Source organism: Streptomyces sp. 6-11-2, from assembly GCF_006540305.1.
Taxonomy (GTDB): domain Bacteria; phylum Actinomycetota; class Actinomycetes; order Streptomycetales; family Streptomycetaceae; genus Streptomyces.
The window spans coordinates 7,373,584-7,393,973 of record NZ_BJOR01000001.1 but is presented as its reverse complement, the minus strand read 5'-3'; the positions used below and the strand labels follow the sequence as shown (position 1 = coordinate 7,393,973).

General features: G+C 71.1%; 23 protein-coding genes and 1 pseudogene. 13 read left to right on the top strand and 11 right to left on the bottom strand.

All coding sequences use genetic code 11. The features are described 5' to 3' along the window. Positions 1 to 24: 24 nt before the first annotated feature. Positions 25 to 1,242 (bottom strand): MFS transporter, encoded by a 1,218-nt coding sequence (locus tag TNCT6_RS33200; RefSeq protein WP_141365001.1) that lies wholly within the window; start codon positions 1,240 to 1,242, stop codon positions 25 to 27. Between the two features lie 360 nt (positions 1,243 to 1,602). On the opposite strand from TNCT6_RS33200, the gene TNCT6_RS33195 reads away from it, so the two are divergent. Together TNCT6_RS33195 and TNCT6_RS33190 are read left to right on the top strand one after the other, a co-directional pair. Then, entirely contained in the window at positions 1,603 to 3,276 is a 1,674-nt protein-coding gene (locus tag TNCT6_RS33195) for a SulP family inorganic anion transporter (protein ID WP_141367033.1), read from the top strand. A gap of 63 nt (positions 3,277 to 3,339) precedes the next feature. Next, complete coding sequence (locus tag TNCT6_RS33190; RefSeq protein WP_141364999.1) at positions 3,340 to 3,693, top strand: metalloregulator ArsR/SmtB family transcription factor; 354 nt, start codon at positions 3,340 to 3,342, stop codon at positions 3,691 to 3,693. A 57-nt stretch (positions 3,694 to 3,750) separates the two neighbouring features. On the opposite strand, the gene TNCT6_RS33185 is transcribed toward TNCT6_RS33190, so the two are convergent. After that, on the bottom strand, positions 3,751 to 4,242 hold the full coding sequence (locus TNCT6_RS33185; protein WP_141364997.1) for a hypothetical protein: 492 nt from the start codon (positions 4,240 to 4,242) through the stop codon (positions 3,751 to 3,753). Positions 4,243 to 4,399: 157 nt separating this feature from the next. Continuing rightward, positions 4,400 to 5,287, bottom strand: a complete 888-nt coding sequence (locus TNCT6_RS33180; protein ID WP_141364995.1) for an amidohydrolase family protein — start codon at positions 5,285 to 5,287, stop codon at positions 4,400 to 4,402. 119 nt (positions 5,288 to 5,406) lie between these two features. On the opposite strand from TNCT6_RS33180, the gene TNCT6_RS33175 reads away from it, so the two are divergent. After that, entirely contained in the window at positions 5,407 to 5,598 is a 192-nt protein-coding gene (locus tag TNCT6_RS33175) for a hypothetical protein (RefSeq protein ID WP_141364993.1), read from the top strand. Between the two features lie 65 nt (positions 5,599 to 5,663). On the opposite strand, the gene TNCT6_RS33170 is transcribed toward TNCT6_RS33175, so the two are convergent. After that, the gene (locus TNCT6_RS33170) at positions 5,664 to 5,939 is read right to left on the bottom strand and encodes an SAM-dependent methyltransferase (RefSeq protein ID WP_141364991.1); all 276 of its coding nucleotides are present in this window, start codon (positions 5,937 to 5,939) and stop codon (positions 5,664 to 5,666) included. 238 nt (positions 5,940 to 6,177) lie between these two features. On the opposite strand from TNCT6_RS33170, the gene TNCT6_RS33165 reads away from it, so the two are divergent. Then, a complete protein-coding gene (locus TNCT6_RS33165; RefSeq protein ID WP_141364989.1) occupies positions 6,178 to 6,819 on the top strand; it encodes a hypothetical protein in 642 nt (213 codons plus the stop codon). A 91-nt stretch (positions 6,820 to 6,910) separates the two neighbouring features. Here TNCT6_RS33165 and TNCT6_RS33160 read toward each other — a convergent pair whose 3' ends face one another. The 4 genes from TNCT6_RS33160 to TNCT6_RS42175 all read right to left on the bottom strand — a co-directional run bounded on the left by TNCT6_RS33160 (position 6,911) and on the right by TNCT6_RS42175 (position 8,554). Beyond that, a complete protein-coding gene (locus TNCT6_RS33160) occupies positions 6,911 to 7,360 on the bottom strand; it encodes a DNA-binding protein (protein WP_141364987.1) in 450 nt (149 codons plus the stop codon). A gap of 262 nt (positions 7,361 to 7,622) precedes the next feature. Beyond that, positions 7,623 to 8,000 carry a fic family toxin-antitoxin system, toxin component gene (locus TNCT6_RS33155; protein ID WP_141364985.1) on the bottom strand — a complete coding sequence of 126 codons (378 nt, stop codon included), beginning with the start codon at positions 7,998 to 8,000 and terminating at the stop codon, positions 7,623 to 7,625. Then, entirely contained in the window at positions 8,000 to 8,239 is a 240-nt protein-coding gene (locus tag TNCT6_RS33150) for a hypothetical protein (RefSeq protein ID WP_141364984.1), read from the bottom strand. Before TNCT6_RS33150 ends, TNCT6_RS33155 begins: the two co-directional genes overlap by 1 nt. 72 nt (positions 8,240 to 8,311) lie before the next feature. Beyond that, positions 8,312 to 8,554 (bottom strand): FxLYD domain-containing protein, encoded by a 243-nt coding sequence (locus TNCT6_RS42175; protein WP_373996219.1) that lies wholly within the window; start codon positions 8,552 to 8,554, stop codon positions 8,312 to 8,314. A gap of 49 nt (positions 8,555 to 8,603) precedes the next feature. Between TNCT6_RS42175 and TNCT6_RS42170 the strand changes: the two genes are divergently transcribed. From TNCT6_RS42170 to TNCT6_RS33135, 3 genes are all read left to right on the top strand, one after another. Next, positions 8,604 to 8,927 (top strand): hypothetical protein, encoded by a 324-nt coding sequence (locus tag TNCT6_RS42170; RefSeq protein WP_373996218.1) that lies wholly within the window; start codon positions 8,604 to 8,606, stop codon positions 8,925 to 8,927. 248 nt (positions 8,928 to 9,175) lie between these two features. Beyond that, the gene (locus tag TNCT6_RS33140) at positions 9,176 to 10,267 is read left to right on the top strand and encodes a Gfo/Idh/MocA family protein (protein WP_253266313.1); all 1,092 of its coding nucleotides are present in this window, start codon (positions 9,176 to 9,178) and stop codon (positions 10,265 to 10,267) included. 1 nt (position 10,268) lies between these two features. After that, complete coding sequence (locus TNCT6_RS33135) at positions 10,269 to 11,339, top strand: Gfo/Idh/MocA family protein (protein ID WP_141364982.1); 1,071 nt, start codon at positions 10,269 to 10,271, stop codon at positions 11,337 to 11,339. Between the two features lie 133 nt (positions 11,340 to 11,472). On the opposite strand, the gene TNCT6_RS33130 is transcribed toward TNCT6_RS33135, so the two are convergent. Together TNCT6_RS33130 and TNCT6_RS33125 are read right to left on the bottom strand one after the other, a co-directional pair. Continuing rightward, positions 11,473 to 12,639, bottom strand: a complete 1,167-nt coding sequence (locus tag TNCT6_RS33130) for an NAD(P)/FAD-dependent oxidoreductase (protein ID WP_141364980.1) — start codon at positions 12,637 to 12,639, stop codon at positions 11,473 to 11,475. Between the two features lies 1 nt (position 12,640). Beyond that, complete coding sequence (locus TNCT6_RS33125; protein WP_141364978.1) at positions 12,641 to 13,111, bottom strand: hypothetical protein; 471 nt, start codon at positions 13,109 to 13,111, stop codon at positions 12,641 to 12,643. A gap of 72 nt (positions 13,112 to 13,183) precedes the next feature. Here TNCT6_RS33125 and TNCT6_RS33120 point away from each other — a divergent pair, with 72 nt between their 5' ends. The 6 genes and pseudogenes from TNCT6_RS33120 to TNCT6_RS42165 form a co-directional block, all read left to right on the top strand. Further along, positions 13,184 to 13,777 carry a PadR family transcriptional regulator gene (locus TNCT6_RS33120; protein ID WP_141364977.1) on the top strand — a complete coding sequence of 198 codons (594 nt, stop codon included), beginning with the start codon at positions 13,184 to 13,186 and terminating at the stop codon, positions 13,775 to 13,777. Between the two features lie 354 nt (positions 13,778 to 14,131). After that, positions 14,132 to 14,776 (top strand): dihydrofolate reductase family protein, encoded by a 645-nt coding sequence (locus TNCT6_RS33110; protein ID WP_141364975.1) that lies wholly within the window; start codon positions 14,132 to 14,134, stop codon positions 14,774 to 14,776. 150 nt (positions 14,777 to 14,926) lie between these two features. Further along, on the top strand, positions 14,927 to 15,739 hold the full coding sequence (locus TNCT6_RS33105) for a hypothetical protein (RefSeq protein WP_141364973.1): 813 nt from the start codon (positions 14,927 to 14,929) through the stop codon (positions 15,737 to 15,739). Between the two features lie 174 nt (positions 15,740 to 15,913). Beyond that, positions 15,914 to 16,339, top strand: coding sequence for a hypothetical protein (locus TNCT6_RS33100; RefSeq protein WP_141364972.1), 426 nt, complete (start codon positions 15,914 to 15,916; stop codon positions 16,337 to 16,339). After that, positions 16,336 to 17,919, top strand: coding sequence for a multicopper oxidase family protein (locus tag TNCT6_RS33095; RefSeq protein WP_216372821.1), 1,584 nt, complete (start codon positions 16,336 to 16,338; stop codon positions 17,917 to 17,919). The genes TNCT6_RS33100 and TNCT6_RS33095 overlap by 4 nt, the downstream gene beginning before the upstream one ends. A gap of 26 nt (positions 17,920 to 17,945) precedes the next feature. Then, a pseudogene (locus TNCT6_RS42165) lies at positions 17,946 to 18,680 on the top strand (site-2 protease family protein); the annotation flags it as partial. 604 nt (positions 18,681 to 19,284) lie between these two features. Here the strand turns inward: TNCT6_RS42165 and TNCT6_RS33085 are convergent. Continuing rightward, positions 19,285 to 20,307, bottom strand: coding sequence for a metallophosphoesterase (locus tag TNCT6_RS33085; protein WP_141364968.1), 1,023 nt, complete (start codon positions 20,305 to 20,307; stop codon positions 19,285 to 19,287). Positions 20,308 to 20,390: the final 83 nt, after the last annotated feature.

Below are 20,390 nucleotides of genomic sequence, written 5' to 3'. Positions count from 1 at the left end.
GCTCGGGTGCCCGCGGCGGCGTGATCAGAGCCGCAGGGCGGTACGCCCTCGTCCCGCACGCTCGGTGGGGCCGGTTCCGGTTCTCAGGGCGCGCATGGCGAGGGCGCCGGCCAAGGGGCCGGGGCCCAGGAGGAGGAACGCGTAACGCCAGCCGACGGCGTCGGCGAGGAGGGGGATCAGCTGGATGCTGACGACGGTGAGGGCGAACCCGATCGCGGTCTGGGCCGTGAGGGCCGTTCCGATGTAGCGGGAGTCGGCGACCTCGCTGAGGGCGGTGGAGAACACTCCGGAGTCGGCGATCACGGCGGCGCCCCAGAGGACGCAGAACGCGACCACGAGGGCCGGCGGGGAGTGGACGAGCAGTGGGGAGAGCAGACAGCACAGGCCACTGGTGACCAGGGCCGCGATGGCGGCGGGAGGGCGGCCGAAGCGGTCGGCGCCCCAGCCGCCGAGCAGACAGCCGACGACGCCGCCGACCCCCATGGTGAGGAACACGGTGACCTCGACCGATCCGGGGAGGTGACCGGCGCTGTCCGTGGCGGCGAGAAAGGCGGGGATCCAGGTCCACAGGGCGTAGAGCTCCCACATGTGCCCGAAGTAGCCGAGGTTGGCCGAGCGGGGGCCGCGCTGGGTGAACATGGTCAGGGCGTAGCGGGGGTTGCGGGCGGGCGCGGCCGGGGCGGCATGGGGGCCGACGCGGATGAAGGCCAGCGCGATGCAGGAGGCCAGGAGCCCGGCGGCCGACGCGACCAGGAGAACGCCCCGCCAGGGCAGTGACCCGACGCCGGCGATGAGGTGCGGAAGGGTCGACCCGAGCGTCAGGGCGGCGATGAGAACCCCCATGGACTTGCCGCGTGCGGCGCCGTGCGCCCAGGAAGCCATGAGTTTCATGCCGACCGGATAGACACCGGCCAGGCACACACCGGTCACGAAGCGGAGCGGAACGGCCGCGGCGAACCGATCGACCGACAGGGCCAGCAGCACCGTGCACACGGCGGCCGCGGCGGCGCCGCCGGCGAGAAGGCGCTGGGGCGGAAGACGGTCGGCGAGGGTGAGAGCGGCGGAGGTGAGCGCGCCGGTGACGAACCCGAGTTGGACCGACGCGGTCAGCCATACGGCGTCGGCGGAGTCGAGCCCCCACTCGCCGCGCAGTGTGGGAACCACCGCGGACATGGAGAGCCAGACAGCGAGGCCGAGTACCTGTACGGCGGCGATCGCGCCGCGCTGTATGCCGGCGTTCATGCTCTCCCCCTCCCTCACCGGAACCGAGTTGGCGGGAGAAGCCTACGGGGCGGTCCCCTGTCTGCTCGGCTCGGCTCGGCTCGGCTCGGCTCGGCTCGGCTCCCGGAGCGTGGGGCTGATGTGTCCCATCGCCCCGCGACATCCTCTGATCCGCACAAACAGAACAAATCGGATTTCAGGATTGCTAAATTTCGCAATTGCTTAGATGCTGGATTCGCTGTGCCCCCAGGTAGCCGGGGGCACAGCTTCCGTGTGACTCGCCCCGGTGGGGGCTGTGCGAGGGGAAGCTGAGGGGTCGTGTCGGTTCCGCTGTATCAACGGATCACCTCCTTGCTGCCCTCCCGCGCGGATCTGTCCCAGATGCGGCGTGATCCGCGCCGTGACCTGCTCGCCGGGCTGACGGTGGCGATCGTGGCGCTGCCGCTCGCCCTCGGCTTCGGGGTGTCTTCCGGGCTCGGTGCCGAGGCGGGTCTGGCGACCGCGGTGGTCGCCGGCGCGCTGGCCGCCGTGTTCGGCGGGTCGAATCTCCAGGTGTCGGGGCCGACCGGGGCGATGACCGTGGTCCTGGTGCCGATCGTCGGCCAGTACCGTCCGGCCGCCGTTCTCACGGTGGGCCTGATGGCCGGCGTGATGCTCGTCGCCCTCGCCGCGCTCAGGGCCGGGCGCTACATGCAGTACGTGCCGGCACCCGTCATCGAGGGCTTCACGCTCGGCATCGCCGGAGTGATCGGGCTGCAGCAGGTGCCGAACGCGCTGGGCGTGCCCAAACCCGAGGGTGACAAGGTCCTCGTCATCACCTGGCACGCGGTCGAGGAGTTCGTGAAGGCGCCGGACTGGACCGCCGTGGGGCTCGCGGTGTCCGTCGTCGTGCTCATGCTCGCCGGTGCGCGGTGGCGGCCCACCGTGCCGTTCTCCGTCGTCGCCGTGATCGCCGCCACGGTCGTGGCCCAGGTCGCCGGGCTGGGCGCGAAGCCGATCGGCGACCTGCCCGCGGGACTGCCCGCGCCTTCCCTCTCCTTCCTCGACCCCGGCTCGCTCGGCTCACTGCTCGCCCCGGCCGTGGCGGTGGCCGCGCTGGCCGCGCTGGAGTCGCTGATGTCCGCGGCCGCCGCCGACGCGATGACGGTGGGGCAGCGCCACGACCCGGACCGGGAGCTGCTCGGCCAGGGGCTGGCCAACATCGCCGCCCCGCTGTTCGGCGGCGTCCCGGCCACCGGAGCCATCGCACGCACCGCCGTCAACGTCCGCACGGGCGCCCGCTCCCGGCTGGCCGCCCTCACCCACGCCGCCGTCCTCGCGGTGATCGTCTTCGCGGCGGCTCCCCTGGTGTCGAAGATCCCGCTGGCGGCGCTGGCCGGCGTGCTGCTGGCGACCGCGATCCGCATGGTCGAGGTCGGCTCGCTGAAGGCGATGGCCCGGGCCACCCGGTCCGACGCGGTGATCCTTGTCCTGACAGCGGCCGCGACGCTGGCTCTGGACCTGGTGTACGCCGTGATCATCGGCCTGATCACGGCCGGGGCCCTCGCCCTGCGGGCCGTGGCGAAGGAGGCCCGCTTCGACCAGGTGTCCCTCGACCGGGGGGACCACACCGACGAGGAGCACCAACTGCTCGCCGAGCACATCGTCGCCTACCGCATCGACGGTCCGCTGTTCTTCGCCGCCGCGCACCGCTTCCTGTTGGAGCTGACCGAGGTGGCGGACGTGAAGGTCGTCGTCCTGCGGATGTCGCGGGTGTCCACGATGGACGCCACCGGCGCCCTCGTCCTGAAGGACGCGATGGAGAAGCTGAACCGGCGCGGCATTCTCGTCCTGGCCTCCGGGATCCGTCCCGAGCAGCGGCAGGTGCTCGACTCCGTCGGCGCTTTGGAACTGCTTCAGCACGAGGGCCGCGACTACGTCCATACGCCCGAGGCGATCCACGCCGCACGCGATCACCTGCACCTGGCCGGAGTCCTGCCGGCCGAGCCGACGGCACCGGCTGGACAGTGGCGCGACAGGACACGCGAGGATAGGGCGCATGTTCTTGACGAGTAGGTGGATGCGATGCCGAGTGGGCCGGCCGTTCCGGTCGTACCGTGCCGGGGAGGGGACGGCAGGGTGAGTACGCCCCTGTACCAACTGAAGGCCGAGTTCTTCAAGACGCTCGGACACCCGGCCCGTATCCGCGTCCTGGAGTTGCTGAGCGAGCGCGAGCACGCGGTCGCGGAGATGCTGCCCGAGGTGGGGATCGAACCCGCGCACCTGTCCCAGCAGTTGGCGGTGCTGCGGCGGGCGAACCTGGTGCGGACCCGCAAGGAGGGGTCGAACGTGTACTACTCGCTGGCCAACCTGGAGGTGGCGGAGCTGATGCGGGTGGCCCGCTCGATCCTGTCGGGTGTGCTGGCGGGGCAGGCGGAGCTGCTCGCCGATCTGCGGGCGGACCAGCCGGAGCGGAAGCCGCCGCCGCAGTGACGGTCCTCGGACGGCGCCGGTCCTGGGGAGGCGGCCTGTAGGGCGTCGCGGTCGGGGCTACGCCCCGCGGGTGGTCTCGTGCTCCGCCCCCTGCGGCCAGAGCACCTCGACGTCGACACCGTGGCTGCGGGCATAGGCCACCAGGTGCGCCGTCGCGTCCCGCCCCGAGGAAGGGGAGCCGTCCCAGACGGCCAGCACCCGCGCGCACGAGCGCAGCAAGCCCTCATCGGCCGTCACACACGAGGAGCGATCACCGGGGTCGTACTCCACCAGCCGCACCTGCTGGGACAGCAGCAGAAGTTCCCCGGCCGCCTTCCGGTCCGGCTCGGCGACATGCGCGGGTACCCCGTTGCAGGACGGCAGGACCGTCACCAGGGCCAGTCCCGCCTTCCGGGCGGCCCGCCCGAACGCCACCGGCAGTCCCTTCCCGACGCGCACCAGCCCGGACGTTCCCGCCTGGGCGAAGGCGGCCAGACGGGAACGCAGTTCCTCCTCCAGCACGGCCAGCGTCGACGCGCTGAGATCGGCGTGCCCTACAACAGCGATCACTGGTGGCTTTCCCTTCTCCCCATGCTCTTGATCATCGTCAAGGCCGGCCGGGACGCGCAGGGGTCCGGTCGGCCCCGATATCAGGCTGTTCGGCCCTGGCGGACGACGCCGCACGAGTGCAACGGGCATACGCTCGCGGGCTGTCGTCGCTTGCGCGTCACAGCCCGAACAGTCCTGCCGCGTTGTCGTGGCACACGGCCCGCAGCCACTCCGGTCCGAGCCCCAGCCGCTCCAGGGCGTCGAGCTGATGTACGTAGGGATAGGGGATGTTGGGGAAGTCGGAGCCGAGCAGGACGCGGTCGCCGAGCGCCGCGAGCCGGGGCAGGGCCCGGCGCGGGAACGGCATGAATCCCTCGGTGAAGTCGGTGAACGCCATCGTCGTGTCCAGCCGCACCTGCCCGTACCGCTCGGCGAGGCCGAGGAAGTCCTCGTACTCGGGCATCCCCATGTGCGCGACGATCAGGCGCAGTTCCGGGTGCCGCGCCAGCACCCGGGCGATCGGCTCGGGGCCGGTGTGCTTGCCAGGGGCGGGCCCCGAGCCGCAGTGGATCACCACCGGGATCCGCGCCTCGGCGAGCAACCCCCATGCCTGCTGGAGAAGTTCGTCGGCCGGGTCGTAGGCCCCCACCTGTACATGCGCCTTGAACACGCGGGCGCCCGCTTCGACGGCCTCGCGGACGTACGTCTCGACGTCCGGCTCGGGGTACAGGGTGGCGGTGTGCAGGCAGTCGGGGGTGCGACGGGCGAAGTCGGCCGCCCATCCGTTCAGCCACCGGGCCATGCCTGGTTTGTGCGGGTAGAGCATCGCGGTGAAGGCCCTGACGCCGAACTCCCGCAGAGCGGCCGTACGAGCCGCCTCGTCCTTCCGGTAGGCGATCGGCCACTCGAGCCCACCGGTCAGCGGTCCCTGCGCGTCGAAGTAGTCCCAGACCTTGTGCAGGACGCGCTCGGGCATGAAGTGCGTATGGACGTCGACCAGCCCGGTGAGACCGAGCCGGCCCCAGAAACGGCGGACCTCACCGGGTGCCGTGCGGTGATCGTTCATATCGTCCACGATCGGCCCTGGTGAGGGTGCGGGCCACCCTTTCCGCAAGGGGCGCGGTGCGGGATCCGTCACACTGACCCCGCCGGTGAGGCGGCCCGAGCGGCCCGGTGGCTCCCCGGGTGACCCGCGCCATCGCCGGGATGATGGTCCACGGTGTCGCGCACGGGCAGGTGCCGGAGGATCCCCTGTCCGCCGTCGACGTGCGGCAGTACGCGGACGTGCTCCGTGCCGTCGGGTTCACCGAGCCGCGGTTCGCCGACGTGCGGCCCTGGACGCGATATCTCCTGGCGGAGCGGCCGGCGGCGGCGTGAGCACGAACGGGGCGCCACCGCGGGGGAGCGGCGCCGCCCCGGAACGTTCGGGCCGGGGGGCCGGGTCACGGCAGCGTGATCCGGCCCCCCGGCCTGTGAGGAAGTCCTCCGGCGGGCCGGTCGAGGTCCAGCGTCCAGGCCGCCTGGGTGAGGACCTTTCGCGAATCGCGCACATCGGCGTCGAGGTAGGCGCACTTTCCCTGTGGCGTGCTGGACAACAGCGCGTCGGCGTGGGCGTGCCGGATGCTCGCGTCGCGTGCCATGAACCGCACCGCCCGCACCAGGAAGCCGCGTTGCGGCAGGGCGACGGCCGCGAATTCGGGGAATGCCCGCGCACACATGGCTGCCCGGCCACACAGCCACTCGGCGGCAATGCTTCTTGGCCTGGTAATGCCTCCACTTGAGCGTGAATCCGCTCGCGCGGCAAGGGCTGAACGTCATACTGGCCGAAGTGGGCGGTCAACAAGTGATATACCCGGCCTATCATCACTGGGCCAGACCCCCCAGCCGGAGTACCTGCCGCCTGACTCTCTGCACCTGGCACGCAGGCTTCGCCCGGCACGGAGCAAGGAGAGAAGGATGCCTGAAACCACGGTTCCCGCCACCGAGTTGACGTCCCAGTACATCAACCAGGTAACCAGCGACCTCGAGCGCAACGTCAAGGAGCAGGAACGCATCACGGCGGAAATCACGGCGTTGCAGTCACAGTTGGACGCCCTTCAGCACGACCACACCCTGCTGGTGAGCATGCAGCAGGCACTCGGCATCGCGGCAACGGCCCCCGAGCCCGCGCCCGTCGGCAGCGCCTCCGTGCCCTCTCCCCGGAAGAAGGCCACTGCCGAGCCTCGCAAGAAGGCGAAGACGGCGAAGACTGAGACCGCGAAACAGCCCACGGCCAAGAAGCAATCCGCCAAAAGCCCCGCGCCCAAGAACGACGCCGCCGCGAAGAAGGCACAACCCACTCTGGCCGAACTCGTCCGCCGCCACCTGACCGAACAGAGCGAGCCGCGCTCCGCGGCGGAAATCGCCACGGCACTCGGCCAGGCACACCCCGACCGCGACATCAAAACCAACGTCGTGCGCACCACTCTCGAAAACCTTGTGGCCAGGAGCCAGGCTCGACGCAGCAAGCAGGGCACGTCCGTCTTCTACACCGCTCCCAACCCGCCGGAGCCCACGGCAGCCCCCAAGGCCGAGACCCAGCCCGAATCCGCCGCATAAGGCCACGCTCGTCGTGCGCTGAACCGCTGCTGCCCGACGCGGAGTCGGCAGACCCGAGGAAACAGGCCGGGCAGCCCCGGGGCCGGCTCCTCTACTCCGGGTTCTCCGCGTCGGCTGCGGCACGCCCGGCCAGTCGCTCGTACCGCTGCCTGGCCGCCTGCGGGGTGCCGAGCCCGAGCCCGAAGGCGATCTCCTGCCAGGTCATGCCACGGCCTCGTGCCATCTGGAGCAGTCCGGTCTCCAGTTCGTCCATTTCCCCGCGAACCAGCGGGACGAGACTCAACGCGGCCGTGATGTCGGCCCGATCCACCTCCGGTTCGCCGTCATCCGGCTGTGCCGCCCCGCTGAGCAGGAACGACACGAGTCGGACGGCCTCGTGCGGCGCGACGACCGAGGGGTGGACCTGTCGCCGGCGTTGCTCGTCGGTAGCAGCGTGCCGCTCGGCGATCCGGAGCAGGGACGCGTAGACGCGCCGCGCCCGCGCCTGCTCCGGATGCGGAGGCGTGAAGGGGTCGGTGTGCTGATCAGAAGTCGACGCCATGAGTCGAGGATGGGGCAGCACACACAGGGAAGTCAACAGGCCGTTTTAAACAACTAGTTCAATTCAGCGTCCGCCCGCAGGGAGAAGTGCGCCTGGAACCCTTGACACCTTCACCGGGCCAGCGGATGGTTTCTGGCCGCTCAGCGCCACGGCGTTGCGCCGAGCGCACCGGAAGGCGGCGGAGCCGCCCGGTGCGGGGCGGCAGGTCTGATGCGACCGGCACGGGAGGGCGCTCGCCGTCCGGCTGCCCGGGGAGCGCGGATCAGGTGGCCTGCGGCCAGGCGCGCAGCAGGCCGGCGATCCTCTTGGCGGTGCAGCCGGGATCGCGTAGCAGGTCGCGCAGGGCGATGGCGTCCTCGCGGGTGGGCTTGACCGGGATGCCGGAGGCCTCCAGGTACATCACACCCGTCGCCGCGGCCACGGCCATGTTGGAGCGCTCGAGCCAGCGACAACGGCCGAGGATGTGCACGAGGGCGGCGGCGCGGGCGTAGGGGCCGTCGTAGACGGGTGTTCCCAGCAGTTCGGCACGGTGGCAGGCGACCGCGGCCACGGGCACCCCGTAGTCGTCGGGGGCGGGGTCCCCCGCTCCCGCGAGTTCGGCGACCTGCAGGATCCAGGGGACGTCGATGTGCAGTTCCATTACGCGGCGTGCGCTCCCCGGGGGCGGAGATCGGTCTCTTCCGTCTCGTCGAAGAGACTCTGGTGCTCGTCGAGGAAGCGTCGCGCGGCTTCCAGGCCCCGCTGCCGCAGCCCGCTGGCGTCCTCCCGCACCAGGCCGGCGATGTAGTCACCGAGGCTCAGGCCGCGGTCCCTCGCACGCGCTTCGGCCAGTTCCTTGATGTCGTCATCGACGCGCACGCCCAGCTGTGTCTTCGCCATACACCGATGGTAACAGCTGTTACCACTCGGGCGGCCCAACGCGGAACGGGTTTCCGCACACCACCGAGCCGCTCAGTAGCGCTCGGCCTTGGCCAGCCGGGGCGTCAACTTGGGCTCGGGAGGTTTCCGGCTGAACACGATCGGCTGCTCGCGCTTGCCGGGTTCCAGGTTCTCCGCGCCTGCGTAGCGGGTCTCGACCACGTGCCCCTGCGCGTCCACGAAGTCGACCTGCACGGCGTAGGACGCCTTGCGGTCGGTCTTGTTGGTGATGGTGACCAGGGAGGCCAGCACACCGCCGGTCTGTGCCCTGGGCACTCCGGTCAGGCTCACCTCCGACCGCGCGTTGCCGCCTCCCTTGACACCCTTGAGCGCCTTCTCGGCGGCCGCGGCCCGCCGGGCGGTCTCGGCCGACACCGACGCCTCGAACTCCGAGGCACGCGCGGACGCGGACGAGGCCGCCGCCGACGCCGAGGCACGGGCGGAGGCGATGGCCGACGACGCGGAGGACGCCAGCGCCGACGGCAGCGGCTGGGACGAGAACGACGCCGTGTTGGGAGGAGTCGGCCCCGGGCTGACCGTGGAACCACCGCCGCTGTTGCCGCACCCGGTCAGCACGCAGGCTGCGAGAGCGAACGTCACGGCGACCGAGGCCCGGGCGAAGTACCGCCTGCGCGGGCGGACATGGTGATGGGACGGCGGCACGTCTTCCGTCGACTGAGGGCGCATGACCTCATCGTCCGCACTGCGTGTCCGGTACGCGACGCGGGCCGGTCCTGATGGGTGACCGTTCCTGAAAAACCCTCCCGCCTCATGGTGTGGATCGGGGCCCGCCGCCTGAGGGCCGGCATACGGCACCCCTCCCGGAATTCACGATTTGGACATACGATGTCTGACGTCTGAACTCCAAGGCGAGAAGTCGAGTGTGAGGAGCCGTGCGTGCGCTCTGTCCCCGTGCCCGGAGAGGCCGCCGTGCCCGGAGAGCCCGAAGAACCCGAAGAGCCCGGGCAGAAGGAATCGGAGGACCCCGGACAGCGGCCGCGCGACCATCGCGTGGCCGTCCTCGGTGCCGGTGCCATCGCCCGTGACCACGTCGCCGCGCTGGCAGGTGTCCCGGGAATGCGGCTGGCCCACGTGGTCGACCGGCACCCCGAGCGGGCCGTCGCGCTGGCCGCCCTCGCCGAGGGAGCCACCTGGTCCACCGACCCGGCGAGCGCGTGGTCCGACGGCATCGACGTCACCGCCGTGTGCACCTCCCCCGAATCGCATGCCGAGTTCTCCGTGGCGGCGCTCCAGGCCGGACGCGCCGTCCTCCTGGAGAAGCCCGCCGCGCTGAAGGTGGCCGACGTCGACCGGGTCCTCGCGGCGGCGGAGGCTGCCGGCCGCCCCCTGCTCGTCGCCCAGACGGCCCGCTTCCAGCCCGTCCACCTGGAAATCGCCCGGGCGGTCGCCGACGGCGCGATCGGCACACCCCGCCTGGCCCACCTCACCTGGTACACCGGGCACGTCTGGCCCGGAGGCTGGCGCGGCTGGCAGCTGAACCCGGCCCGCTCCGGAGGCCATGTCGCCCACAACGGCGTGCACGCCCTCGACCTGCTGACCTGGCTCATGGACGACGAGCCGGTCCGCGTCTTCGCCCGCCCCTGCCGCACATGGGCGCCCGGGATGCCGACCCCCGACAGCTTCCAGATCCTCGTACGCTTCGCCGGCGGCGCCCTCGCCACCGTCGAACTGTGCTACGCCCTGGCGGCACGCGGCACGTTCGTCCGCCGGCTCGTGCTGTCGGGCACGGCCGGCACCCTGCACCACAGCAGTGAGGACGAGCCGAGAGCGCACTCCGCGCCGCCGGTCGCCCCCGCCTCGATCGACGGCGCCATGACGGAGCAGACCAGGCACCTGCGCGACGTGCTCGACGGGGTGGCCGCCCCGCTGACCGCGCCCCACCAGGTACGTGCCGCTCTGGCCGCCGCCCTGGCGGCACAGCTCAGCGCGGACGAAGGCCGCCCCGTCGACGTCAAGGAGGTCTGCTGACATGAGGATCCTCATCGCATCCGGAGTCCGGCACGCCCGTGACTACGTGCCGCTGCTGCGGTCCCTGCCCGGCATGGAGGTGATCGGCTGCGCCGACACCGCCGACAGCCCCTTCGCGGAGGACAGTGCCGCCCTCGCCCGTACGACGGGCATTCCGCTGCTCGACCTGGACCAGGGCCTCGCCTCCTGCGACATCGCCCTCGTGTGCAGCGAACCCACGCGGCACGTCGAACTCGCGCTGAGAGCGCTCGAAGCGGACCGCCACGTCATCGTCGACAAGCCCGCCGCGACCGACACCTGTGGCGCGCAGCGCCTGTGGGACGCCGCCGACCGCTCCCGCGGACTGCTCACCGCCGTCCACCGCCTCTACTCCCCCCAGCTCGTACGGGCCCGGCGCATCGTGGACTCCGGCGCGATCGGCCTGCCCCTGGCCGTCGACGCGGAGTGGCTCGCGGCCGGCGGACTCGACGGCACCACGGTCGAGCGCCCCGAACTCGTCTGCGACCCCGCCCTGTCCGGCGGCGGCGAACTGATGAACTTCGGGTGGTATCCGGCCCTGGCGGTCCGGCACCTGACCGGCCTGGACGTGGACGAGGTCGTCGCCTTCAGCAGTGCCGCGCCCCACGCGCCGCTGTTCGACGGCCCGCACGGCGCCCACGGTGTCGAGGACGCGGCGGTGCTCTCGCTCCGCCTGCGCAACGGAGTGGTGGCGACCGCCACCGTGGCCCGCACACCCGCCGGCATCGGCCCGGCCCCTGTCTCGTCCACCCTGCGCGTACTCGGCTCGCACGGCCACGTACTCGCCGACGAGGACGCTCCCTCCGTGTCCGTACGCGGTGCGGACGGCGCCGGCGTCTCCCGCCAGGTCGGCGGACCCGCCGGGGTGACGGCACTGCGCCGGCTGTTCACCGAGTTCCGCGACGACATCCGCCACGGACGCACTCCCCTGGTCACGGCGGCCGACATCCACGCGGCCGTCGCGGTGGTCGAGGCCGCGCTCAGCTCGGCGCGCCGGAACGGCGCCCCCGTCGCTCCGGCCGTCCGCACAGTGGGCACAACCACCGGGGCATGACTCTCCCGCCGCAGCGGCCGCGCGCACGGGGACAGTTCGACGCCGTGCCTGCTGCGGGGGGCGCGGCAGCACGCGACCCCGGCGAGTTCGTGACTGCCGGAGTCGTGCGGCTCCGCTCGGTGCGGTCCGTTCCTCAGGTGGCGACGGCGGTGTCCCAGTGGATCCGGTGGTCGTACTGCCATGCCATCTTCTCGGGGGTGGCGAGGCGTGCGAAGAGCGACAGGAGAGCGTCGCGGAACACCCGGCCGACAGCCCCGGCGGCCTTCCCGCTGTTGGTGCGGGCGGCCTGGGCGATGACCCGCTCGACCCGGGCGCGGCGGGCGCGCTCGTAGGCGGCGAAGGCTTGAGAGTGCGGCAGGTCCCGGAGCGCGCGGGCGAGTTCGACGGCACTCTCCGCAGCGAGTGAGGCGCCCTGGCCGGAGCTTGGAGAGGTGGCGTGGGCGGAGTCGCCCACCAGCACCATCCGGCCGCGGTGCCAGTGCGGGACGTGCGGCAGGTCCTCCATGGGGCCTGCGGTGACCAGGGCTTCGGGCGGGGTGCGCCGCAGCAGGTCCAGGGCGGGGACGGTGTCACCGGCGAACGCCTCGCCCAGCCGACGCAGCCACTCCTCGTTCGGGGTCTGCCGCACCTGCTGCCACGTCGCGTAGGGGTGGGGGAGGTTGGCGAACCAGACGCCGGTGCCGTCGTCGAAGGTCTGGTACCCGAAGAAGGCGCAGCGCCCGAAGGCCATGTACATCCGGTCGCCGGTGGGCGGCGGTCCGGCGCCGTCGACACGGGCGCCGAAGCCGAGCAATCCGGAGTAGCGCGGCTGGGGAGCCCGGGGGTCGATCAGCCGGCGGACGGTGGAGCGCAGGCCGTCCGCACCGATCAGGACGTCGGCCTCCTCGCTGGTGGTGCCGTCGGCGAAGACGGCCCTGATGCCGGTGCCGCTGTCGCGGACGTCGACGAGTTCGTGGCCGTGGTGGACCGGGACACCCTGGTGCAGGGCCAGGTCGTAGAGCCGCCTGTGGAGGTCGGCGCGCCAGGTGAACTGCATGGGCTGGCGAAGTTCGGTGATGGCCCGGCCCTTGTGGTTCTGGAGCACGATGGCGTTCATCGGGACGCCGACCCGGTCGAGTCCGACCAGGCCGAGAGCGGCCCGGCCGTTGGGGGCGACGCTCAGGGCGCCACCGATGCCGTCGGCGGTCGTGGAGTGGGACTCGTGCACGGTGGCCTCGATCCCGGCCCGGCGCAGCGCGAGAGCCGCTACCGGGCCGGCGATGCCGCCGCCCACGACGATGGCGGTGCGGGTGCGGGTCATGTCAGCGGGTCCTCTCCCGGGTGGGGTCGTCGACGGTGGGCAGGCCGCCTTCACGGTGGGCGCGGCGCAGGTCGTCCAGGTAGGCGCGGGAGCACATGGCGGTGAGCTGGGCGGTCCCGCCGCGCCGGATCCGGATCTCACCGTCGCTCACCGCTCCGGCCAGCCGCAGCCGCGCCGTACCGGCGCCGGGCTGCGCGTCCTTGACCCGGCCGCGGCGGGCGAAGGTGAGGTCCCGCCTGTCCACGGCGACCTCGTCGGGCAGCAGCAAGGTGATCGCGCCACGGACGAGTTCCACATCCATGGTCAGCGGCTCGTCCCAGGCGATGTTCGGGGAGCGCAGGTCCAGCACGACATTGGCGTGGCGGGCGCGCACGTCGAACTCGGTGGCCTCGGTCCAGTGGCCCAGGTGCTTCACGGTGGCGTGGTCCGCGTGGATGCGCTCGGCGGACGCGAGCCGGGTCGGCGTCGTCATGCATTGATAGTTGCAGTGAAACTAGTATCACGTCAACTAGTTCTCCTGAGATCATTCCGCTAGGCTCGGGACATGCGCAGCTCCCCACTCGGCCTCACCGTTCTCTCGCTGCTGCACATGCAGCCGCTGCACCCGTACGGCATCCAGCGACTGATCAAGCAGTGGGGAAAGGACCAGGTCGTCAACGTCAGTCAGCGGGCAAGCCTGTACCGGACCATCGACCGGCTCCTCGACGCCGAGCTGATCGCGGTGCGCGAGACCAGCCGGGACCAGCAGTACCCCGAACGCACCGTCTACGAGGTGACGGATGCCGGCCGCGCGGCGACGCGTGAGTGGCTGCGGGAGATGCTGGCCGCCCCGCGGGCGGAGTACCCGGAGTTCCCTGCCGCGCTCTCGTTCACCATGATGCTGCTGCCGCAGGAGCTGCAGGCCGACCTGACCACCCGGGCCGCGCAGGTGCGGGCCCAGCTCACCGAACTGGACACCGCCGCCGAGGCGGCACGGCGGATGACACTGCCGCGGATCACCATGCTGGAGGACGAGTACCGCCGCGCCGTGCTGACCGCGGAGCTCGACTGGCTCGACACGGTCACGTCCGACCTCCGCTCCGGCGCACTCACCTGGGACTACGAGACGCTGGCCGCCCTGGCCCGGGACACCTTCTGACCCGGGCTCCCGCACCCGTGGTCCGCGAGTCCGCCAAGCCCGTGTGAGCGGCGGCACACAGCCGAGGGTCTTCCGGTCCGGACGGTGGAGGCGTACGTTCCGCTTACCTCGCGTAGGCGCCTCCGAGGCGCCGGCCCGCCGGTCCTGGGCGGCGGGCCACGCGGGGGCCAACCGAACCTGCCTCGGTGAGCCGAAGTCGACTCGGCCGATCCAAGTGGCGCCTCCCCCCGAAAGGCCAGCCGTAGGGGTGCCGCGATCGACGCGGCCGGCATCTTCCTCCCCCATGAGACGTGGCGATGAGTTTTCCCCACCCGGAGAGTCTCACCACCGTTGTCGACACCACCGGAGGAACACATGGCTCAGCTACTGAGGGTGCAGAACTTCAACGTCTCCCGTGACGGAATCGGTGCCGGGGAGGACCAGAGCTTCGAGAGTCCGTTCGGCCACGTCCACCCCGAGAAGCTGTTCGCCTGGGCCGGCGCCACGGCGAGCTGGCCCATGCGCACCGACCCCGGGGGGAGCCGGGGCCTCGACGACTACTTCACGCGGGACTACGCGCGCAACATCGGCGCCGAGATCATGGGCCGCAACAAGTTCGGGCCCCAGCGGGGGCCCTGGTCCGACCATGACTGGCGCGGCTGGTGGGGTGAGGAGCCCCCGTTCCGCACCCCGGTGTTCGTCATGACGCACCACAAGCGTCCTTCGTTCACGCTCTCCGACACCACCTTCCACTTCGTCGACGGCGACCCGGCCACGGTCCTCGGTCGGGCGAAGGAGGCGGCGCAGGGCAAGGACGTACGACTCGGCGGCGGGGTGACCACCGTCCGGCAGTTCCTCGACGCCGGCCTCGTCGACACCATGCACGTCGCCGTCTCCCCGGTGAAGCTCGGCTCCGGGCTGCGGCTCTGGGAGTCACCCGACGAGTTGCTCGACCGGTTCCACCTCGAGGTCGTGCCCAGCCCGAGCGGCGTGACGCACCACCTGTTCTGGCGGAAGTGACACGAGGGCCCGCCGGGCAGCGGCTCACCGGCCCCGAGTTGCCACACCACGTGGGCGGCAACAACGGGCCGACGCCGCCTTCGGGTTGCCGGAGGCGCTGGTGTTCGGATTCACCGGCGGGTCGCGGCCGCGTGTGCCAGGGTGGTCGGCATGCCGGAGGAGCCGATACCGGGCCCGCGAAGCGGCCATGACCGTCGACGGGATGTCATCGCGGCTGTCATCACGTGCTCGGCGATCGGAGCCGCGATCGTTCACGCGGTCAGACCCGGTCTGAAGATCGACGCGGTCACGGCCGTACTCCTCGCGGTGGCGGTAGTGCCCTGGCTGGGCGCCCTGTTCGACAGTATCGAGCTGCCCGGCGGGACGAAGTTCCAGTACAAGCGGCTGGTGGACCGCATCGAGGCTGCCGAGGAACGCAGCGCGCGGGCCGGTCACGCGGCTGATGACGCATCACGCACCGCCCGTCTCGCTTTCGTGGCCGGCGGCAGTGCGGACGACGAGGGGGCCACCGGTTCCACCGTGAGCGGAACCGTCGCACAACTCGCCGCCGAATACACCCAGGTGCGAGAACGCATGGCGAGCAGCCCCGAGCGCACCAACCTGATGGAGCAGATCTTCGCGGACCTGGTGACCGCCACCCGCCGTGAACAGGACTTCGATGTCGAGGACTCGCTCACGTCCCACGATCCCGGGACCCGGCTCGCTGCCTACGCGCGCCTTTACGCGCGCCCCGACGCCGACCATCTCGATCCCTTGGTGGAGGCCGTACTCGGCGACGAGGACCGCGCCTTCAGCCAGTACTGGGGCTTCAAGACGATCACCGCAGTCGTCGACACGGCGGGCGCGGGCAGGATGCGGATCGGCGACGTCGACAGACTGGAGACCTGTCTCTCCCGCCTTCCCCGCGACAGCGACCGCATCGGTGTCCTCGCGCGCCTGCTCGACAAGATCGAAGCCCGCTGACCGGGCCACACGCTCAAGCGCGGGGATCACCAAGTCACCCCGCGGAACTCGACATTGGGGTTGCGCCCCAGAGTCCCCGGACGGTTCGATGACCCGGGTTCTACGACTGTGTACGCCTGTGTGCCCTTCCCGTGCCGCACATCCCTTAAATCGACAAAGAGCTGAGGTATCCGTATGTCCTTACGTCGTTCCCTGCTCGCCGTCCGTGTGGTCGCCCTGCTTCAGTCCGTGCTGCTCCTCGCCCAAGTCGCCCTGGCCGGAGGCTTCCTGGGCGGGCACTTCGACATGCTGGAGATGCACGGCATGCTGGCCCGCGTGATCGTGGGCGTGGCCATGGTGCTGGCTCTGGCCGCCTTCCTGGTGCGCCGGGCGGGCGGCCCGTCATCGCTCCTCGGCCCCTCGGTCCTGCTGCTGATCGCGCTCCTCGGCCAGGTGGTGCTCGGTGTGAAGCACAGCGTGCCCGCCCATGTGGTGCTCGGGGTGACCATCGTCGCGGCCACGGCGATGCTCACCCAGCGCGTGATGGCCACCCCGCTGCCACCCGGTGACTCCCCCGGTACGCCCGACACGCCGCCCCGTGAACCGGAGTTGGTCGCGTGAGACGACGTACCTTCCTGAGCGCGGGTGGCGCCGCCCTCGGCGTGGGAGCCGTGACCCTGGCGAGCCTGCCCCTGCTGCGCTCCTATTTCAGCGAGGGCAAGCCCGGCCACCTGCTGGGCAGCACGGCGGAACTGCCCCGGCCCTACCAGGTGCCCCTGCCCGTGCCGCCGCTGCTGGAGCCCGCCTCCAGCAGCGGCACCACGGACGCGTACGACATCACCCAGCGCGTGGCCGAGTTGGAGATCCTGCCCGGTCTCAGGACGAAGGCCTGGACGTACGGCGGTACGTTCCCGGGGCCCACCATCGTCTCCCGTTCCGGGCGGCGCACCGTGGTACGGCACCGCAACGAGCTGGACCAGCCCGTCGTCGTGCACCTGCACGGCGGGCACACCCCGGCGGCGAGCGACGGCTACCCGACCTCGCTCATCCTGCCCGCCAACGGCTCCTACGACGCCCACCGCGCCGTCCAGGACATGGCCGGCGGCAAGCACGGCATGTCCGTGGACCACGGCGCGATGGATCTCGCCGAGGGGGTGCGGAGCTACACCTACCCGTTGAAGCAGCGCGCGGCGACGCTCTGGTACCACGATCACCGCATGGGGTACACCGGGGCGAGCGTGTGGATGGGGCTGGCCGGGTTCCATCTCGTCCACGACGACGAGGAGGGCCGGCTGCCGCTGCCGAGCGGCGAGCGTGACCTTCCGCTGATGATCACGGACCGGTCCTTCGCGGAGGACGGATCGTTCCGTTACCCCATGGTGGATCCGGGATTTCACGCTCCAGGCGTCACCGACGCCTACATGAACGGCGTACTGGGTGACGTGGTGCTGGTCAACGGAGCGCCCTGGCCGGTGCACGAGGTGCAGCGGCTGCGCTATCGCCTGCGGTTCCTCAACGCCTCCAACGCCCGCGTGTACAAACTGGAGTTGGACCCGCAGCCCGAGGGCGGTGACGCCTTCGTGCAGATCGGCGGCGACGGCGGGCTGCTGTCCTCGCCCCGCTCCCACGACGCGTTGGAGATCGCACCCGGCGAACGCTTCGATGTCGTCGCCGACTTCTCCCGGTACCGCGCGGGCACGAAGGTGCGTCTGCTGAACCGCTTCGGGGACGGCACGACCGCCGAGGTCATGCGATTCGACGTGGGGTCGGGCTCACCCGAGGACGACACGACGGTGCCGGAGAAGCTGAGCAAGGTGGTCGCGCTGGAGCCCGGTCGGGCCGCGGTCACCCGGGACTTCCACTTCCATGGCTCGGTCGAGGGGTGGACCATCAACGGCCTGGGGTACCAGCCGGGCCGTGCTCTGGCCAGGCCCGGGCTGGGGCAGACCGAGGTGTGGCGGTTCACCACCAACTTCCACCACCCGGTCCATCTCCACCTCAACCACTTCCAGGTGGTCTCGCGGAACAACGGGGAGCCTGGGGCGTACGACCACGGCTGGAAGGACACCGTGTCCCTGCGTCCGGCCGAGGCCGTGGAAGTGGTCGTCCGTTTCACCGACTACACCGGCCCCTTCATGCTCCACTGCCACAACCTGGAGCACGAGGACATGGCCATGATGGGCGACTTCGTCACCGAGTAGCACCCGCACGCCGGCGGCCGGCCGCCATGTGTCCCACGGACCTGGACGGCCGGCCGACGTACGCCCGCGACGGCCATCACTGCCGGGATTCGGATGGATGTTTCCTTTCGTTGGTCTGTGGCGGACCCTGGAAGGAGGGCGGGGGTACGGCCGGAGGGCGTGACCTGTCGGCGGTGATGGGAATGAAGGGTTCGATCCGGATCGGAAGCATCCGAGGGCTGGCGATTCAGGCTCACTGGAGCGTGCCGCTGGTCATGCTCTTCTTCGCGTACGGTCTGGCCAGCTGGACGCTGCCCAGGTATGAGGCGGGCCTGGCACCGGTCGTGTACGCGGCCGCCGGGGTCGTCGGTGCTTCGCTGTTGCTGATGAGTCTGGTGGTGCACGAGGCCGCGCACGCGCTGACAGCCCGCAGGGCGGGGATAGCCGTGCGGGACGTGACGCTGTGGGCGCTCGGCGGACTGACCCGGATGGACCGGCCGACGACAGCACGCACGGCGTTCTCGGTCGCCGTGAGCGGGCCGGTCGCCAGCCTGCTGCTCGGCGGTGTCTGGCTGGGCGCGGCGGCCGGCGTGGACGCCACGACGGGATGGCGGATTCCCGTTGCCGTGCTGAGCTGGCTGGGCGGCACGAACCTGCTGCTGGGTGTCTTCAACCTGCTGCCCGCCGCGCCCCTGGACGGAGGGCGGCTGGTCCAGGCCGCGGTGTGGTGGCGTACGGGGGACCGCGAGCGGGCCCAGCGGGCGGCCGGTCGCAGCGGACAGGTCGTGGGAATGGCGCTGGCCGCCGGCGGGTGGGTGGTGCTCCTGAGGGGCACGACCGGCGGCTTGTGGCTGATGGCCATCGGTCTGTTCGTGGCCGGTACCGCCGCGACCGAACGGCGGTGGGCCGAGCTGGTCACCGCCCTGCGTGGCGTACGGGTGGGGCAGACGATGACCACTCCCGTGGTCACCGGGCCGGACTGGCTGACCGTGGGCAGCTTCCTGTCCGAGGTGGCCGCCCGGACAGGGCACTCGGTGGTGCCGCTGCTGGACTTCGACGGTCACCCCAGCGGCCTCCTGCAACTGCGCCGGCTGGCCACCGTACCGCCCGGGCAGCGGGAGCGCCTGCGGGTACGGGACCTCGCGACCCCGCTGTCCCGGTGCACTCTCGCCGCACCCGACGAGCTGCTGAACTCCGTACTGGAGCGCCTCGGCGCCGCGGGCGGTGGACTGCCCATCCTGGTGATGGACGACGGCCGCCTCGGCGGGATCGTCACCGCGCACGACATCGACCGCTCCCGCCGACGCTACCGAGACCCGTCGGCCCACAGGGAGCACCCGGCGTAAGAGGCTGGGCGCTCCCTGTGTGGTGTCCCCCGGAGGGGACTCACTTCGTGTGAGTGAAGGGCACCCGGGTCCAGCTCAGGACCTGCTTGCTGCCCGGATCGATCGTCACCTTCAGCCAGTTGCCGACGTCGGTCGAGCCGTCGATGGTGACCCGGTGGAGGTTGGGTGCGACGGACGTGACGCCGTAGAAGGACAGCCACTGGGAGCCGGTGTCCAGCGGCTTGTCGCTGGTGTAGACGTGGCTGTCGCCGTTGAAGAGGTACACCGGGCCCCGGAACCTGGCCGACTCCTCGGCGATCGCCCTGACGATCGGCTGGAAGGCGTAATAGTCCGCGAAGGACGGGTCGGTGACCGTCGGATCGAACATGTCGGCCTGGGTGAGCAGGACGACGGCCTTGTTGTGCTCGTGCGCGGCGGCCGCGAAGGTCTCGCGGATCTCCTGCACCACGGCGGCCGTACGGCCGAGCACCTCGGCCGCCTGCTCCGGCGTGGCCGAGGTGTTGCCGGTCCACGGCGCCATGCTGTTGTTACTGCCGACGATGTGCAGGGCGGCGAAGGCGACGTTCGCCCGGGTGTACCGGACGTCCTCGGGGTAGCCCTGGTCGGCCTGCGAGGTCACCCGGACGCTGTTGCGGCCCAGTGTCCGGCCCGGCTGGGGGAAGAAGACGTCGCGGATGGCGGCCAGGCGGTCCAGCGGGTCGTAGCTTCCGTTGTTGGGCCGGTGGCAGTCGGTCCACTCGTTGTCGCCCACGGTGTAGACGAGCGGGTCCTCGAACGTGTCGAAGTCCGACTTGATCAGCTTGAAGTAGTCGTCACTGCAGACGGTGGAGCCGTTCTTGATGTCGCCGACGTGGTGGACGAACCGTACGTCGGGATCAGCGTTGATCTGGCTGATCACCTTCGGGAAATCGGCGATCTGGCTGTCCCCGTAGGGGATGTCGCCGATCACCGCGAAACTGAAGCGGCTGTGCCCGGGGTCGGCCGTGGCCGACTGGTTCGTCAGGGCGAAGGCGAGGGCGCTCAAGGCCAGTATGACGGATGCCGCGCGACGCCACGATCTCATCGAAACCTCCTGGTGGTATGCGGCAGCACTGTTCTGCCCGGGGCTTAACTCCGTCTCGAACCGGGATGAGGGAGGGATGAACG

Excerpts from the sequence above, each read along its gene's own strand:
- TNCT6_RS33200 (WP_141365001.1), bottom strand. The coding sequence starts at position 1,242 with ATGAACGCCGGCATACAGCGCGGCGCGATCGCCGCCGTACAGGTACTC.
- TNCT6_RS33195 (WP_141367033.1), top strand. The coding sequence starts at position 1,603 with ATGCGGCGTGATCCGCGCCGTGACCTGCTCGCCGGGCTGACGGTGGCG.
- TNCT6_RS33180 (WP_141364995.1), bottom strand. The coding sequence starts at position 5,287 with ATGAACGATCACCGCACGGCACCCGGTGAGGTCCGCCGTTTCTGGGGC.
- TNCT6_RS33170 (WP_141364991.1), bottom strand. The coding sequence starts at position 5,939 with ATGTGTGCGCGGGCATTCCCCGAATTCGCGGCCGTCGCCCTGCCGCAA.
- TNCT6_RS33165 (WP_141364989.1), top strand. The coding sequence starts at position 6,178 with ATGCCTGAAACCACGGTTCCCGCCACCGAGTTGACGTCCCAGTACATC.
- TNCT6_RS33160 (WP_141364987.1), bottom strand. The coding sequence starts at position 7,360 with ATGGCGTCGACTTCTGATCAGCACACCGACCCCTTCACGCCTCCGCAT.
- TNCT6_RS33155 (WP_141364985.1), bottom strand. The coding sequence starts at position 8,000 with ATGGAACTGCACATCGACGTCCCCTGGATCCTGCAGGTCGCCGAACTC.
- TNCT6_RS33150 (WP_141364984.1), bottom strand. The coding sequence starts at position 8,239 with ATGGCGAAGACACAGCTGGGCGTGCGCGTCGATGACGACATCAAGGAA.
- TNCT6_RS33135 (WP_141364982.1), top strand. The coding sequence starts at position 10,269 with ATGAGGATCCTCATCGCATCCGGAGTCCGGCACGCCCGTGACTACGTG.
- TNCT6_RS33130 (WP_141364980.1), bottom strand. The coding sequence starts at position 12,639 with ATGACCCGCACCCGCACCGCCATCGTCGTGGGCGGCGGCATCGCCGGC.
- TNCT6_RS33125 (WP_141364978.1), bottom strand. The coding sequence starts at position 13,111 with ATGACGACGCCGACCCGGCTCGCGTCCGCCGAGCGCATCCACGCGGAC.
- TNCT6_RS33120 (WP_141364977.1), top strand. The coding sequence starts at position 13,184 with ATGCGCAGCTCCCCACTCGGCCTCACCGTTCTCTCGCTGCTGCACATG.
- TNCT6_RS33110 (WP_141364975.1), top strand. The coding sequence starts at position 14,132 with ATGGCTCAGCTACTGAGGGTGCAGAACTTCAACGTCTCCCGTGACGGA.
- TNCT6_RS33105 (WP_141364973.1), top strand. The coding sequence starts at position 14,927 with ATGCCGGAGGAGCCGATACCGGGCCCGCGAAGCGGCCATGACCGTCGA.
- TNCT6_RS33100 (WP_141364972.1), top strand. The coding sequence starts at position 15,914 with ATGTCCTTACGTCGTTCCCTGCTCGCCGTCCGTGTGGTCGCCCTGCTT.
- TNCT6_RS33085 (WP_141364968.1), bottom strand. The coding sequence starts at position 20,307 with ATGAGATCGTGGCGTCGCGCGGCATCCGTCATACTGGCCTTGAGCGCC.